Origin of the sequence: Pseudactinotalea terrae (assembly GCF_009733845.1) — a bacterium.
GTDB classification, from domain to species: Bacteria; Actinomycetota; Actinomycetes; order Actinomycetales; family Beutenbergiaceae; genus Pseudactinotalea; species Pseudactinotalea terrae.
In genome coordinates, this window is sequence record NZ_WNXZ01000008.1 from 170,680 (window position 1) to 186,695 (window position 16,016).

Here is a 16,016-nt window from a genome sequence, read left to right on the forward strand (position 1 = left end):
GATGACGGCTTCAGCTACCGGCACCCGCCCGCTGATGCGCAAGCCCAAGCCCGCCCGGTCGCCGTGGCTGCACGTGGGCATGATCCCGCTGACGCTGCTGTGGCTCAGCCCGATCGTGTTCGTGGTGTTCGTGGCGATCCGCCCCTTCGACGATCTCGCCGCGCGCGGGCTCGGCGCGCTCCCGATCTCCTTCTCGTGGGAGGGATTCTCGACGGCGTTCGAGGGCGGCGGGCTGATGCGCGCCCTGGGCAACAGCATCATCGTGACAGCCGTCGGCGTGGTGCTGTCACTGGCCCTGAGCGCGTGCGCCGCGTACGCGCTGTCACGGTTCGCGATCCCTGGCCGCAAGACCATCCTGCTGGCGATGCTCGCCGGCAACCTGCTGCCTCCGCAGATCCTGCTGGTCCCGGTCTCGGCTATCACCGAGTCGGTGGGGATCTACGACACCCTCACCGCGCTGATCGTGGTGCAGGTGGGCTTCGGCATCGGCTTCTACACCTTCGTGCTGCACGGCTTCATGCGAGGCCTGCCCAACGAGGTGTTCGAGGCCGCGCGCATCGATGGCGCGGGCGCGGGAAGGATCTTCTGGAAGATCGTGCTGCCGCTCTCGCGCCCCTCGCTCGCGGCGCTCGCAGCCCTGGCCACCACCTGGATCTTCAACGACCTGATCTGGGCGATGACCGTGCTGCGCACCGAGGCGAGGTTCCCGATCACGGCCGCCCTGCTCAACCTCATGGGCGGCTACTCGAGCGCCTGGAACGTCATCGCCGCCGGATCGCTCGTGGCCGCGATCCCGACGGCGATCGTGTTCTTCGCGTTCCAGAAGCAGTTCGTCTCCGGTCTGCTGGTCGGGTCCAACAAGTGAGCACCTGGACGCTGCCGACCGCCTCCGGCAGCTACGTGGTGGGTCTGGCCCCCGGCGATCAGGGCCTCGTGCTGCACCACTGGGGCGGGCCGGTGCAGGCGGAGCCGCCCGCGCCGTCGCTGCCGCGGCGGGCGGCCTCGTTCGTGCGTGACCTCGACCTGCTCCCGATGGAGGCGACGGCGCTCGGCACCCGTGATGTGCACGCCGCCGAGATCGTGGCCCGCCGTGCCGACGGTGTGCGCGGGCTGCGGCTCTCGCTCGCCGGCGAGATCGAGCACGGCGTCGAGGACGACGGCGGGACCCGGCTCGTGTGCCCGCTCGCCGACCCGGTCGCGCAGATCGAGGTCGACCTGCACCTGCGCAGCCACCCGTCCCACGACGTCATCACCAAGTGGGCGACGATCCGGAACCGCTCGCCGCACGCCGTCGAGCTCCTCCGGGGCTGGGGTGGCGCCTTCGAGGCGCCGACCGGGGCGGGAGCCGAGATCGAGGTGCGCACCGGCGCCTGGTCGCGCGAGACCACGCCCTCGCTGGTGGACCTGACCGCGGGCACGCTGAGCGTCGGCAGCCGCCAGGGCATCACCTCGCACACGGCCGCGCCGGCCGTGACCGCCCGGCCCCGCGGCGTGCCCGACGGCGACGCCTGGTCCGTCGCGCTCGCGTGGTCGGGCTCGTGGCGGCTCGCCGTGGACGTGGTGCCGTTCGTGGGTTCGGTGCGGATCGCGGGTGGCCCGGACGACGAGTCCGGCATCCTCACCCTCGCGCCGGGGACCTCGCTCACCACGCCGGTGCTGGCGGGGCTGTGGGCGCACGGCGACGGGGACGCCGTCGCGAACGCCTGGCACACGTACCAGCGCACGCTCGCCCGCTCGAGCGGGCCCGAGCACCGCCCGGTCGTCTACAACTCGTGGTACGCCACCACCTTCGACGTCACGCTCGAGCACCAGCGTGAGCTCGCGGAGGTCGCCGCTGGGCTGGGCGTCGAGGTTTTCGTGGTCGACGACGGCTGGTTCCGCGGCCGCACCAGCGACCGCTCCGGGCTCGGCGACTGGGAGCCCGACCCGGCGAAGCTCCCCGAGGGGCTCGCGCCGCTCGCCGGGGCGGTCGCCGAGCGCGGCATGCGGTTCGGGCTCTGGGTGGAGCCCGAGGCGGTCAACCCGGACAGCGACCTGTACCGCGAGCACCCGGACTGGGTGCACCACGTGGATGGCCGGCCGCTGCGCACCCTGCGTCACCAGTACGTGCTCGACCTCGGCCGGCCCGACGTCGAGGCCTGGGTCATCGGCATGCTGTGCCGCGTTCTCGGCAGTGCCGACATCACGTACCTGAAGTGGGACATGAACCGCGCGATCGCCGACGGCGGGCAGACCGAGCCGGGCGGCGACGACTGGGCCTGGCGGCACACGCATGCCTACTACCGCGTGATGGAGATGCTCCGCGCGGAGTTCCCGCAGGTCACGGTCGAGGCCTGCGCGGGCGGTGGCGGCCGGATCGACCTCGCCGTGCTCGAGCGCTCCGACGTGGTGTGGCCCAGCGACGAGACCGGGCCTCGCGACCGGCTCGCGATCCAGCACGGGTTCCTCGGGATCTACCCCGCCTGGACGATGAGCTCCTGGGTCACCGACGAGCCGGACATCCTCGATGGCGAGCCGGCGAGCCTGGACTTCAGATTCGTGGTCGCGGCCGCGGGGGTGCTCGGCATCGGCTCGGACCTCCTCGCCTGGGACGAGCGCACCCGCGCCTGCGCGGCCGACCACGTGGCGCGGTATCGCCGCATCCGGGATGTGGTGCACGGCGGCCGGCTGCGCCGCCACGGATCGCCCGACGGCGCCGCCTACGCCCTGCAGTACGCGCTCGGTGAGCGGGTGGTCGTGCTGGCATGGCGCCGCAGCGGCGGCGCGCTCGCCGTGCCGGTCGCCGGTGCGGACCCGGCCGGCCGCTATCGGGTCCTGTGGGGGTCGGGGGAGGTCGAGGAGCGCACCGGGGACGAGCTGCTGGCCGGGCTCCCGGTGCCGTGGAGCTGGGACGACTGCGACATCGCCGAGCTGGTGCGTCTGTGACCGACCTCCGGGCGCAGACCGATCTCGCGCTCGGGGGCCGCTGGACCTCGTTGCGCGCAGGGGAGCGGGAGTGGCTCTGGCGCAACCCGGCGGTGTCGTTGGCGGAGCGCGCGGCCGCACGGCACGGTGCGGCCTTCGTGGACGCGGGCGGTGGCGAGGAGTGCCTGCCCTCGGTGAACGGTGACCCGGCGCGGGGCCACGACCACGGCGACGTGTGGTGCCGGGCGTGGGTGGGCGAGCCCGGCGACGCCGCCGTGCGGACCGACGCCGGCCTCACGCTGCGCCGCCGGCTGACCCACGAGCGCGGCGTGGTCCGCGCCGACTACGAGATCAGCGGCCGGCCGGGCGGGCGGCTCCTGCACGCGGTGCATCTCCTGCTCGATGTCTCGCCGGATGCGACCCTCGAGGTCGCCGGGTCACCGGCGGTCACGCGGCAGGACCACCCGGAGCCGGGCGCGGTGACGCGCAGCAGCTGGCCGGATGCCGCGGGCGTGCGGCTCGACCGCCTCGGTCCCGACGACGGGACGGCGACCGGCGCGGTCGTGGCGAGCGACGCCGTCGAGGTCCATGACGGCGACCACACGCTCAGGCTCAGCTGGGGCGCCGAGCCGGGCACCCCGACGTCGTTCATCCTCTGGCGCAACCTCCGCGGCTGGCCCGCGCGTGACCCCTACCGGTCGATCGGCATCGAGCCCATGATCGGGGCGACCACCACGCTCGAGGGCGCCAGCGCGGACGATGTCGCGCACCTCGGCCCGAACGGCACGCTGCGCTGGTGGCTGGAGATCAGCGGCTGAGCCGCTTGTCGAGCAGACACCGAGGTCATGGGGCCGTGTCGCTGCGAGGGGCAGCCTCTGCTCGCCGACGGCGATGAGGTGACCCAGTAAGATGAGGGACTCATCCGCCCCCCTGTGTCCGGAAGACAGAGTTCGATGCCTGCGAATCGCGAAGGAGGCGGGCCGCAAGACGGCCCGCACCATAGACCCGACGCCCGGTGCGCCATGTGCCCGGGCACGAGGAAGTGGATACGCCGGTGGCGTGGCTGACGCTCGCGCTGGGCATCATCGTCATCGCGGTCATCATCACCGCGAACGGGCTCTTCGTCGCCCAGGAGTTCGCGTACATGTCGGTCGACCGCAGCCGGCTGCGGGCCGCCGCAGCCGAGGGTGACAAGAGCGCCGAGCGGGCGCTGACGATTACCGGCCGGACCTCCTTCATGCTGTCCGGCGCCCAGCTGGGTATCACGGTGACCGGTCTGCTGCTGGGGTTCGTGGCCGAGCCCCTCGTGGGCGAGGCACTCGGTGAGATCCTCGGCGGGGTGGGCGTGCCCACCGGGGTCAGCGTCGGCGTCGCAACCGTGCTCGCTCTGGCGGTCTCGACGATCGTCCAGATGGTCTTCGCCGAGCTCTACCCCAAGAACCTCGCGATCGCGATACCGGAGAAGATGGCCAGGGTGCTGGCACGCCCGACAGCGATCTACCTGACGATGTTCGGCTGGTTGATCGTGGTCTTCGACCACGCGGCGAACCTCGTGCTGAGGCTGGTGCGCGTCGAGCCCGTGCACGATGTCGACTCCAGCGCCACGGCGCGCGACCTCGAACGGATCGTCGCGGACTCCCGCGAGGCCGGCAACCTGCCACCGGAGCTGTCAGCGGTCCTCGACCGGATCCTGGACTTCCCGCGTCAGGACGTCGAGCACGCCATGATCCCCCACTCCCGCGTTGATGTCGTCGGTCCCGATGCCACCGTCGAGGAGGTCCGCACCCTGATGGCTGGGGGACATACCCGGTACCCGGTCGTCGACGAGCACGAGGAAGCCCTCGGCGTCGTTCAGCTCGTCGACGTGCTCGGCACCACGCTGCCGGCGACTGCACCCATCTCGGCACTGATGCGCGAACCGCTCGTGCTCCCCACGCTGATGGCGCTGCCCGATGCTCTCAGCGAGCTGATCAAGACCAAGAACGAGCTCGCCTGCGTCATCGACGAGTACGGCGGGTTCGCGGGCGTGCTCACCCTGGAGGACCTCGCCGAGGAGATCGTCGGACCGATAGCCGACGAGCACGACGACGCCGATCGCGAGGTGCTGATCCACGACACCGACGCGACCTGGACGATCGACGGCGACGTGCACGTCGACGAGGTGCGTCGTGCCATCGGGCGTGAGCTGCCCAGCGGCGACTACGAGACGATCGCAGGGCTGGTCATCGGCCACCGGGGCGAGCTGCCGGCCGAGGGCGAGATCGTCACGGTCGAGCTGCCGCCCGTGCCCGGCGACGTCGTCGGCGACGAGCCGGCCACCCGCTACGCGGACATCGAGATCCTCGCCGTCGAGCGACACGTGCCCGCCCGGATCCGGATCACCCTGCGGGAGCTCGCGACGGATGAGCCGGCCCCGGCGCCGGATGAGGCCGAAGGGGAGCGCTCGTGAACCCCGTCCTCGTCATCGCCGTGACCGTCGCGCTGATCGCGCTGAGCGCGTTCTTCGTCGTCATCGAGTTCGCGCTGCTCGGCGCCCGCCCGCACCGGCTGGAGGAGAAGGCGCAGACCAGCCGATCTGCGCGGGCCGCGCTGCGGGGCGTCAACGAGCTCACGGTGATGCTGGCAGGTGCACAGCTCGGCATCACCGCCTGCACGTTCGCGCTCGGGGCGATCACCAAACCTGCGCTCGACTACGCACTGTCCGACATCTTCGAGGCGTGGGGCATGCCGGACTGGACGGCCGACACGGTGGCCTTCGGTCTCGCGCTGCTGGTGGTCACGTTCCTTCACCTGGTCATCGGTGAGATGGCACCCAAATCCTGGGCGATCGCGCACCCCGAGCTGGCGGCCACGGTGATCGGGATCCCGGCGCGAGCGTTCGTCACGGTCTTCCGGCCGCTGCTGACGTGGATGAACGACATCGCCGGTGCGCTCGTGCGCCGCAGCGGGTTCGAGCCCGTGGACCGCGCGGCCGTCGGCGGGCACGACGCCACCTCGATCCGACAGCTCGTGGAGCATTCCGCCCAGGTCGGTGTGCTCGAGCAGGAGGTCCATTCCCAGCTCGACTCCGCGCTGGAGCTGCAGACGCTGCAGGTGGGCGAGCTGGTCCGTACCGACGAGCCGATCACGCGGGTCCCGGAGACGGCGACCGTCGGTGAGCTGCAGGAGAAGGCCTGTGCGACCGGTCACCTGCGGGTCCTGGTGGACCGGGCCGACGGTGCGCCGGCGATCGCCCACGTGCGGGACACCCTGCTCATGGAACCCGGCACCCCGGTCGCCCCGTACACCCGTGAGGCATTCGTGCTCGACGCCGCGGTCCCGGTGCACGAGGCGCTCGCTCGCATGCGCGCCGACCGCCAGCAGCTCGCCGTGGTCACCAGTGGTCCCCGGATGGTCGGCGTCGTCTCGATCGCCGACATCCTCGGCCGGGTGCTGCCCCAGGACACCCTGCGGCTCTAGGCGCCGTTCTGCTGGTGACCGGAGATCAGCGGTTGAGCCGCTTCTCGAGCGCCACCTCGAGATCCTCGGGCAGGTAGCGGAAGGTCGCGGTGGCGTAGTCGAGGAAGACATCCTCCTCGAGGAGATCCTGCTCGAACGCGGGATGCAGGTCGTAGCCGACGACGCTCGCCTCGCTCAGCGTCACCACGAGGTAGTCGCTGGTCTCGCCCTCGACGGTCCGGCGTACCGAGATCACGGCCTCGCTGAAGCGCTGCGTCCGTGCCAACGCCTGCTTGAGCAGGGGCGACGCCCTGTCGTAGTGCTTGGCGACGCGGAACGGCTCGAGCTCGACCCGCCCGGCCGCGGCTCCGGGCATGCCCCGCCGCCCGGTGGTGGCTGCCGCAGCCATGCCGAACTCAACCTCGTGGATCTCGATCTCGTCCTCGTGGCCGTCGCGCTGGCTCTCGCCGGGCACGTCGTCGATCTTGAGAAAACCGTCAATCGCCATGGTGCGCTCCTCGCTGAGCAGTCCCGACCTTCACAGTATGGGGGCAAAGCGGTGGTGGCGGCAGCGCACTCGGGGCGCCGTCGGCACCGAGCACCACGTCGCCGACCTGCTCGCTGAGATGCTCGACGGCCGTGGCAGGTGACAGGTCAGGACGGCGACGCCGCCCGGAGACCGGCGAGCGCGCCAGCGAGGGCAGGCTTCGCCTCGAGCTGCTCGTCGAGCAGCAACGGTGCACCGTAGGCGTCACGCCACGACCGGCCGTCGTGGAAGCCCCACAGGCTCACCGAGAAGAGAACGTCGGCACGCTCACGGAAGGCCCGGAAGGCGGCCTCGTAGTAGTGGCCCTGCTCGGCGAGCGCGGACGGGGTGACCGGCATCCCTGTGGGGACGTCCATCTCCGTCACGGCCTGCTGCACGGGCATCGCGGCGAAACGGTCGAGCGCGGCAGCCAACGACTCGACCGGGACGTCGAGCGAGACGTGCATCTGGTGCCCGACGCCGTCGACCGGGACGCCGCGCTCGAGCAGCCGGGAGACCAGCGCGTGGTACCGGTCCTGCTTGTCGGCGGTCTCGGTGTCGAACTCGTTGATGAACAGCGCTACCGGCCTGCCGGTGGCGGCGGGACCGGCGTGACGGTCGTTGAAGGCCTCGTCCGCGTAGGTGAAGGCGAGGTCGATGAACTCTTCCCCCAGCACGCGGTACCACTCGCTGCGCCGCATGCCGTCGGCGAAGCCGGTTCCCTTGTCGATCACCTCGTTGACGACGTCCCATGCCACCAACGGGTTGCCGTTCCCGAACTCGCCCCACCCATCCGCCAGGTACTCGGCGACGGCGTGGATGTGGTTGCGGAGCCGATCGCGAAGGATCTGCTGGTCGGCGGCACCGTCCGTCAGCGGCGTGCCGTCCTCGTGGGTGAAGAACCACGCCGGCGTCTGGTTGTGCCACACGAGCACATGCCCGTACACCCGCAGGCCCTTGGCCTGCGCGTAGCTCATGAGCGCGTCGATCTGCGGATCCGGGGCGAAGGTGCCGTCGTCGTCGTACCAGGCCTCGGGCTTCATGTGGTTCTCGGCCGTGAGCTGCGTGAAGTGGTGAGCCAGTGCCTGCCCGGCGGCGCCGGTGGTCTCACGCTGGTCGATCGCAGCACCGAGCGGGAACGGTGCTGCGTCCACGAGCCGAGCCTGCTGGTCGAGGGAGGAGGGCACAGGTGTCCGATCGTCGAAGGGTCGTTGGCGCAGAGCGACCCAGCGACGGCGCACCGGGCCTGTGGTTCTCGAATCTACGGACAGCGGAGCGACGACGGCAAGACGCTCGCCCTCTGGCGCCCCGTGGGCGGCTGGTGGTCGGCAGGCCCTTCTCCATCGATCACGTCCGATCACCGATGTGAGCGATACCTATCAGGAGGAGGGTCCCGGTGGGCTGGTCGATCGACGGACCTGCAGCCGCACCGTCAGGTCGACGTGCGTGTGGTTCGAGCGCTTGCCCGACGCCAGGTCGAGCGCGAGGTCCACGGCCTGCGCGGTCATCTCCGCAAGAGGCTGGGCGACGCTGGTGAGCTCAGGACTGACCCAGTCGCACACGGGCAACCCGTCATAGCCGACCACCGAGAGATCGCCGGGGATCGCAAGTCCGAGGCTGACCGCTGCGCGGTAGACACCGAGAGCCTGAAGGTCGCTGCTGGCAAAGATCGCCGAGGGGCGGGGCTCCAGGCTCAGCAGTCTGAGCGCTTGCTCGTAGCCGCCTTCGACGCTCATGGGTGCGGAACCGAACAGCGTCGGGTCGATGGGAACGCCGCTCGTCCCCATCACATCTTTGAAGCCGGCCACCCGGGCCCGGCAGGCCAGCTGCTCGGTGGGCCCGCCGATGACACCGATCCGCTCATGGCCGAGGTCGATCAGGTGTCGCGCGGCCGTGCGGCCACCCTGGAAGTTCGAGGACCCCACCGATGGCAGCTCCTCGATCTCGTCCGCAGCGGGGTCGATCAGGACGCACGGGATCCCGCGGGCGCGCAGCCGCCGCTGACGCTGGGGAGACAGGGTCGTGAAGACCAGCAGAGCAGCGGCAGGGCTGCGCGTGATCGCCGACTCGAGCCAGGAATCGGCATGCTCGTTGTGCTCGCCGAGCTCGAACAGCGACACCACCGCCCCGTGTCCGCGCGCGGCGGTCTCGACGCCTCGGACGATCTCCGTGGCCCAGGGCCCGACGATCAGCGGCAGGGCGAGGTCGATCCCCAGGATTCGCGGTGTCTCGGCTCCGGTCGATGGTCGCCGGCGGCGTACGTAGCCCGCTCTCAGCAGCAGCTGCTCGACGCGCTCTCGGGTCGCCGGGGCGACGTCGGGGCGGCCGTTGAGTACCTTGGACACGGTGGGTTGCGAGACGCCCGCCTCGGCCGCGATCGCTGCGAGCGTGGTCTGGGTGTCGCTCATGGAACCCTTCGATGTTCGTGCCGGTGATCGTAGCGTCGCCTGACTCCCGCCGCCCGCCCCGGCTGGTCCTTGCGACATCTGGCGCCGTCCGACAGCAGTGTCGCCGAGCTCGAGAACTGGACCACGATCGGTCTGTCGCCTGGTCGAGATTCGAAACGCTACCGCAACTGTCGGTCAGGCGATAGTGTTCAAGAACCGGATCATTAAGCCGCTCAAGGCAGATGCAGCGCGACCCACACCCCGGCCGTTCGCGCCGCACGTACCCGAACTAGTTCCGCATATTCGATCATCGACGATGACAGATCGATCTGCCACGACGTCCAGCGGGGCCTGGACACGGTGAGGATCCGCGGTGCGCTGAAGCTGGAGGTCTGTGGTGGTTGTTACCGAGATTCCCTACGGCGGTGTCTACTACCGGGTATCGGCCCCCCCGCGCGCGGACTGGGAGCGGGACTACCGCGACGCGGGTGCCGATGGTGCCACCGCATTCCGGCACTGGGTGCTGTGGTCTGCCGTCGAGCGCCGCCCCGGGGCCGACACCTGGGACGCCTACGATGCCCAGCTGGACCTGGCAGCGCGCAACGGGATGGCGACGATCCTCGCGGAGATGCTGTCATCGGCTCCGGACTGGGCCTACCTCGAGCACCCCGAGGCGCGGATGCAGACGCGGGACGGCCGTCGGCTCGACAGCAGCCAGAGCGGTGGCACCAGCACCGCGGGATGGCCGGGCCTGTGCCTGGACCATCCAACCGGGCGCGAGCTGGGCGAGGCGTTCCTCACCCGGATGGCGACGCGCTACCGGGGGCATCCGGGGCTCGGCGGCTACGACGTCTGGAACGAGTGCGCGACCTACACCGACGAGCACTGCTACTGCCCGGCGACCACAGCGCGCTTCCAGGAGTGGCTGCGGCGTCGGTACGGCGCGGTCGAGGCGCTCGAAGAGTCCTGGTCGAGGTTCGGGTTGCGCGACTTCAGCGATGTCCGCGCGCCACGGGTCCGAGGTGCCTACCCCGAGGTGATCGACTGGTTCGAGTTTCGCGTCGACCATCATCAGGAGCTCTTGCGTTGGCGCATCGAGACGATCAGGGCCGCGGACCCCGATGCTCGGATCACGGCCCACGGTCTCGGTCGGATGACGTCGGTCGCCGCGATGCAGGCCGCTGACGACTGGCGTAGCGCGGCACAGGTCGACTCGTTCGGCTTCACCTGGGTCGCTGCTCGACACGACTCCAGCTCGTGGCGGCACTACCAGGCAGCCGATCTCACCCGATCCGCGGCTGCCGGCAAGCCGTTCTGGCACAGCGAGGCTCAAGGCGGACCGCTCTGGTTGCAGCCCCAGGTGCTGGGCCGGCCGGCCTCGGACGGCCGGACGCCCAGCGCCGGTCAGGTCAGGCTGTGGTTGCTGCAGAGCCTGGCCGCCGGGGCGCGCGGCGTGTTCTACCCGCGATGGCGGTCACTGCTCTCCGGGCCCCTGTTCGGTGCGTTCTCGCCATACCGCCCAGATGGCACGGGCACCGATAGGTCCACTGCTGCGAGCGCCGTGATGCGCTGGTTCACAGCACCCGAGCAGGCTGAGCTGAGGCGTGCGGCACCCGTGCGCGGTGACGTCGCGCTGGTGTTCCTCGCTGAGGCGCAGCGGTTCGACCACGCACAGCTCGGCACCGACGGCCACTACGAGGCTGCTGCCGACGCGGCGTACCAAGGCCTGTTCGAGGCGGGCTTCCAACCCGACTGGATCACCCTCGACACGCTCGATCAGCATGCGGTCGCATACCTGCCCTATCCCGTCGCCCTCAGCGCCGACTCGATCGCTCGGTTGGATCGGTGGGTCAGGCACGGCGGCACCCTCATCAGCGAGTCTGCGCCCGGCTACTTCGACGCGCAGGGCCGAGTACGGCACGACGCCCTCGGAGGGGCGTTGCTGCCGCTGTTCGGCGTGACCGAGCTGACGACCGAGTTCATGCCCGATCTGTGGGCCGAGATCACCATGCGCGGGGCGGTCGGCGGCACAGGTGCGGCGATGCGGCAGGCCTACCAGCCGGTCGACGCCGACGTGCTGGCGCGGTACACGGAAGGCTCAGCTGCTCTCACGGAGCGTGCTGTCGGAGCGGGTCGGGCCGTGCTGATCGGATCCAGCCTGCCCCTCGGCGAGCGTCAGGCTGGCCGGTCCGCCGCCGCACCGCTGGCAGGCTTGTTGGGTCGCCTCGGCGTCGCCCCGGCAACGATCTGCAGCGATGCCCTCGTGACTGCGCGCCTGCACACGACCGGTTCGGCTCGGTTCCTGTGGCTGACGAACGCCACCGACCAGCCACGCCGGGTCGTCGTCGGAGGTCGTCATGGCCCGTCGAGCAGCGCGGTCGGCGTGCTTCGGGGAGCCGAGGGTGCCGCGCTCGAGGTGACCCGCTCCGAGCTGACATGCACGGTGCCGGCGAGCGACGCCGTCGTGATCTCGCTCGGCCCCTAGGAGGGCACGAGCGATCAGCGACGCGCTCGACCGGGCGCGTTCATCCCATCATTCAGGAGAGTCCGATGGAGCCATGGTGGCACCGACCGTTCCGCGTCTACCAGTCCAACATCCGTGAGGTCGATGCTGTCCTCGACGTACCCGCGACGATCGAGTTCATCACGTCCATCGGCGCGAACACCTGGTTGCTCAACGCAGCCGGTATCGCCGCCTTCTACCCATCCGATCTCGAGCACCAGTACCGGAGCCCCTGGCTGGCGCAGCGACCCAGCGGCGACCTGATCGGTGACGCCGTGACCGCTGCCCACGCGGCGGGGATCAACGTCGTGGCCCGGCTGGACATGTCGAAGATGATGGCGGAGCTGGCCGACCAGCACCCCGACTGGCAGTACCGCGACAGAGAGGGCAACACCCCGCTCTTCAACGGGCTACGAACGATGTGCCCAAGCTCGCCGTACCAGCAGGAGCAGCTGCACGTCGTGCTCGATGAGCTGCTCGACCGATACCGCCTCGACGGGATCTTCCTGAACTGGTTCCACTTCACCGAGTGGGACTACGCGATGCACCCCTACGGCGTGTGTCACTGCGACAACTGCAAGCGGCGGTTCGCCGAGTACTCCGGTGGCAAGGACCTGCCGACCGAGCGCGACTTCAACGATCCGCTGTACCGGGAGTACAAGGCGTTCAACGCCGAGACGATGGACCAGATCTCATCGGCGATCCGCCGCACCATCTCCAGACGAGACTGGCCGATCGCTCTGGTGGCCAGGCAGGACTCCGACATCGCGTGGAGCGAGTCGGGCGGCAACAGCGTGTTCTCCACGGACTCGGTCTGGATGCACCAGTCCGGCGACGACGTCCTGGAGTTCCAGACCAGTGACGATCGGGAGATCTGGCACCACAAGGGCATCTTCGTTGACATGAGGTGGCGATTCGAGATCGACCAGCAGGGGCTCAGCGGTCCCTCGTCGGTTCAGGCCATCGCTCATGGCGGCAACCTCTGCACCTACCAGAACGGCATCCCGACGACGATCCCCGAGGGGTCGTTCGAAGGGATGGCGCAGGTGATGAGGTTCCACGCCGCGCACGAGGAGCACTACGCGGGGATCCACCCGGCCGGTCGGGTCGCCGTGGCGCACGCCAGCGCCACGCAGACGTTCCTCGGTGGCGACTGGCTGACGAAGGGCGCGGGGCTGGGCCGCGTGCGCGACGAGACCCGTGGAGTCACGGCAGCCCTGCGACGCGCTCACATCCCGTTCGTGGTGCTGCCGCAGCCGAACATCGCTCGCCTGGGGACCGAGGGCCTGCGGCGACGCTATGACCTGCTCGTGCTGCCCAACGCCGCCATCCTCAGCGACGAGGAGGCGGCCATCATCGACGCCTTCGTCGCCGAGGGCGGCAACCTCGTGGCGACCGGTGACACCGGGCTTCGCACGCCCGATGGCACGGAGGTCGACGAGTTCCGTCTTGTCAGCCTTGGCGCGCACCGCGTGTCGCGCAGGCGGGAGACCGAGGAGGAGCTGCGAGGCGCCTACCTGCGGGTGCTCGACGTCGAGGGCCGAGAGGCGATCGCGCCTCGGGACCTCCTCCTGCTCTACCGACGGTTCCTGCAGACCGAGCTCAGGCCGGGAGCGGTCAGCGGGTTGAGCTTCATCCCGCCCGCACCGTTCGGGCCGCCCGAGAAGATCTACTGGTCCGCTGAGCACGAGACCGCCATCAGTGGCTTGGTGTGGTACCAGCACGGTGCCGGAACGACGGCGTACTTCCCGTGGCCGATCGGATGGCTGTCCTACGACATGAATCTCCCCGGTCATGCTGAGGCCATCGTGGGTGCGGTGCGCGCGCTGTCGCCGGCGCAGGTCGTGACGGACGCGACGCCGCACGTCGAGATCGTGATCGCCGATCAGGCAGCTACCGGGCGCCGACTGATGCACCTGATCAACTACTCGGGCCGGCTGTCGGGGAAGGCGTTCACCGATCATCTCCCGATCCACGACATCACCGTGTCAGTCCCCGATGACGCGACCGCGGTGCACTCGCTGACGACCGGGGAGGCTCTGGCGATGGAGATGGTTGATGGGTGGTCCCGGGTCACGGTGCCCACGCTCGAGCTGTTCGAGGCGCTCGTGGTCGAACGTTCGTGACCCTGGTCTCGAATATTCGCGCTCACGGCCGACGGCAGTCTCGAAATTTCGTAGGGCGGAAGTATCACCTGGCAGGCGGCAATGATAGCGAGATGTCATCGCAATCGGTGAGAAATTGCCGACATTGCCAAGGTCTGAGATTGAGCGTTGACACAGCGTGGCATCGGGTCTAGCCTCCCGATTACCGCATACTTTCGAGCAAGTATCGCAAGTTTCTGAGCAACGAGGCAGGGAAACATGTCACAGGCGACATCGGCGAACCCACCGAGGCAGGTGAGATCGGACAGGGTGCACCAGCGGCCGCAGCGGAGGCTGAGCGCCCGGATCCTGAGCGCCAGGTGGATGTACGTGTTCCTGCTACCGGGGTTCGTGTTCTTCGTCGTGTTCCGGTACGTACCCCTGCTCGGGACGATCATCGCCTGGCAGGACTACTCGCCGTTCCTGGGGATCACGGGCAGCCCGTTCGTCGCCTGGGACAACTTCGTTGCCCTGTTGTCGGATCCTGAGGTCGCGACCGCGACACGCAACACGCTGGTCCTGAGCCTGCTGCAGCTGGTCTTCGCCTTCCCTGCTCCGATCGCGCTCTCTCTCCTGCTCAACAGCCTCCTCTCCGAGGGCGTGAAGCGCAGCGTGCAGGCCATCGTCTACCTGCCGCACTTCATCAGCTGGGTCGTGGTCATCTCCGTGTGGCAGCAGGTCTTCGGGGGTGCCGGGATGTTCACCGGTGTGGTCGAGTCGCTCGGTGGTGACCCGATCAACCTGATGTCCGACCCCCAGCTGTTCCCGGCCATGGTGACGGCCCAGGTGATCTGGAAGGAGATCGGCTGGGGCACCATCATCTTCTTCGCCGCGATCAGCATGATCCCCACCGAGCAGTACGAGTCGGCAGTCGTCGATGGAGCCGGGCCGTGGCGTCGCATGTGGCACATCACGCTCCCCGGCATCGTGCCGGTGATCGTGCTGCTGCTCATCCTGCGACTCGGGACCGTGCTGACGGTCGGCTTCGAGCAGCTGCTCCTTCAACAACCCGCCGTCGGCGCTGACGCCGCACAGGTGCTGGACACCTTCTCCTACTTCCGCGGCATCGTCGGTGGCGACTGGGGGCTGGCCACAGCAGCCGGACTCGTCAAGGGCGCCATCGGCACCGCGCTCGTCATCGCCGCCAACAAGTTCTGCAAGCGGTTCGCCGGACACGGAGCATTCTGATGGCCACTGCGCGCCCAGCCTGGATGGAGAAGCCGAAGCCGGCTGTCACGCTGCTCAAGGGTGTCGTCATCGGGCTCATCGTTCTCGTGATGCTGTACCCGTTCTGGTACGTCATCGTGGCAAGCCTGTCGACGGCACAAGGATTGCGCCAGCACACGGGATTCCTGCTCGCACCTGCCGAGTTCACGCTCGATGCCTACCGTGCCGTGCTCTCCGGAGACATCGTCACACAGTCGCTGCTGGTCAGCGTCTTCGTGACCGTGGTCGGCACGTTGCTCGCCGTCGTGCTCACGGTGCTCACGGCCTATGGGCTGACGCGCACGCGTGATGTGCCCGGGTCGCGGGCGCTGCTGTACCTGATCCTCTTCACGATGCTGTTCACCGCTGGCATCATCCCGAACTACCTGCTGATCAAGGGCGTCGGGCTGCTCGACAGCCTGGGTGCGCTGATCCTGCCCGGGGCCATCAGCGCCTTCAACCTCGTGGTCGTGCGGAACTTCTTCATGGAGCTTCCCGGCGAGCTGCTCGACTCCGCACGGGTGGACGGCGCAGGGGAGTGGCGCATCTTGTCCCAGATCGTGGTGCCGCTGTCCAAGTCGATCATTGCCGTGATCGCACTCTTCTACGGAGTGTCCTACTGGAACGAGTTCTTCAACGCGCTGCTGTATCTGCAGACACCGCAGAAGTGGCCGGTGCAACTTGTCCTGAACCAGTACGTGGTGCAGGCATCCCCGCTCGAGCAGATCTCGTTCGGCAGCCGGATGGACTCCCAGACGGCGCCCCGGACGATCCAGATGGCGATCGTGATCGTGGCAACCCTTCCGATCCTCGTCGTCTATCCATTCCTCCAGAAGTACTTCACCAAGGGTGTGCTCACGGGCGCGATCAAGGGCTGATCGAGCTCGCACCCTTCTACACAAGGAGAT

Annotated in this window: 12 protein-coding genes; 9 read left to right on the forward strand and 3 right to left on the reverse strand. The window is 69.2% G+C overall.

Going from position 1 to position 16,016, the window contains the following annotated elements; translation table 11 throughout:
* Position 1 precedes the first annotated feature (1 nt).
* The 5 genes from GPA03_RS20585 (at position 2) to GPA03_RS20605 (ending at position 6,363) form a co-directional block, all read left to right on the forward strand.
* A complete protein-coding gene (locus GPA03_RS20585) occupies positions 2-865 on the forward strand; it encodes a carbohydrate ABC transporter permease (protein ID WP_194239545.1) in 864 nt (287 codons plus the stop codon).
* Positions 862-2,925 (forward strand): alpha-galactosidase, encoded by a 2,064-nt coding sequence (locus GPA03_RS20590; RefSeq protein ID WP_162458452.1) that lies wholly within the window; start codon positions 862-864, stop codon positions 2,923-2,925. The genes GPA03_RS20585 and GPA03_RS20590 overlap by 4 nt, the downstream gene beginning before the upstream one ends.
* Positions 2,922-3,722 (forward strand): hypothetical protein, encoded by an 801-nt coding sequence (locus tag GPA03_RS20595; protein WP_156253927.1) that lies wholly within the window; start codon positions 2,922-2,924, stop codon positions 3,720-3,722. The genes GPA03_RS20590 and GPA03_RS20595 overlap by 4 nt, the downstream gene beginning before the upstream one ends.
* A 236-nt stretch (positions 3,723-3,958) precedes the next feature.
* Positions 3,959-5,353 carry a hemolysin family protein gene (locus GPA03_RS20600; protein WP_156253928.1) on the forward strand — a complete coding sequence of 465 codons (1,395 nt, stop codon included), beginning with the start codon at positions 3,959-3,961 and terminating at the stop codon, positions 5,351-5,353.
* Positions 5,350-6,363, forward strand: coding sequence for a CNNM domain-containing protein (locus GPA03_RS20605; RefSeq protein WP_156253929.1), 1,014 nt, complete (start codon positions 5,350-5,352; stop codon positions 6,361-6,363). Before GPA03_RS20600 ends, GPA03_RS20605 begins: the two co-directional genes overlap by 4 nt.
* A 25-nt stretch (positions 6,364-6,388) precedes the next feature.
* Here GPA03_RS20605 and GPA03_RS20610 read toward each other — a convergent pair whose 3' ends face one another.
* The 3 genes from GPA03_RS20610 to GPA03_RS20620 all read right to left on the reverse strand — a co-directional run bounded on the left by GPA03_RS20610 (position 6,389) and on the right by GPA03_RS20620 (position 9,276).
* Complete coding sequence (locus tag GPA03_RS20610) at positions 6,389-6,850, reverse strand: Hcp family type VI secretion system effector (protein ID WP_156253930.1); 462 nt, start codon at positions 6,848-6,850, stop codon at positions 6,389-6,391.
* Between the two features lie 146 nt (positions 6,851-6,996).
* Positions 6,997-8,022, reverse strand: coding sequence for an endo-1,4-beta-xylanase (locus tag GPA03_RS20615; protein WP_162458453.1), 1,026 nt, complete (start codon positions 8,020-8,022; stop codon positions 6,997-6,999).
* Between the two features lie 225 nt (positions 8,023-8,247).
* Entirely contained in the window at positions 8,248-9,276 is a 1,029-nt protein-coding gene (locus GPA03_RS20620; RefSeq protein ID WP_156253932.1) for a LacI family DNA-binding transcriptional regulator, read from the reverse strand.
* A 373-nt stretch (positions 9,277-9,649) separates the two neighbouring features.
* On the opposite strand from GPA03_RS20620, the gene GPA03_RS20625 reads away from it, so the two are divergent.
* The 4 genes from GPA03_RS20625 (at position 9,650) to GPA03_RS20640 (ending at position 15,986) form a co-directional block, all read left to right on the forward strand.
* Positions 9,650-11,740, forward strand: a complete 2,091-nt coding sequence (locus tag GPA03_RS20625; protein ID WP_156253933.1) for a beta-galactosidase — start codon at positions 9,650-9,652, stop codon at positions 11,738-11,740.
* A gap of 65 nt (positions 11,741-11,805) precedes the next feature.
* Complete coding sequence (locus GPA03_RS20630; protein WP_162458454.1) at positions 11,806-13,884, forward strand: alpha-amylase family protein; 2,079 nt, start codon at positions 11,806-11,808, stop codon at positions 13,882-13,884.
* A gap of 273 nt (positions 13,885-14,157) precedes the next feature.
* Positions 14,158-15,090, forward strand: a complete 933-nt coding sequence (locus GPA03_RS20635; RefSeq protein WP_241681421.1) for an ABC transporter permease — start codon at positions 14,158-14,160, stop codon at positions 15,088-15,090.
* On the forward strand, positions 15,090-15,986 hold the full coding sequence (locus tag GPA03_RS20640) for a carbohydrate ABC transporter permease (RefSeq protein ID WP_156253935.1): 897 nt from the start codon (positions 15,090-15,092) through the stop codon (positions 15,984-15,986). The genes GPA03_RS20635 and GPA03_RS20640 overlap by 1 nt, the downstream gene beginning before the upstream one ends.
* The last annotated feature ends 30 nt before the right edge of the window (positions 15,987-16,016 follow it).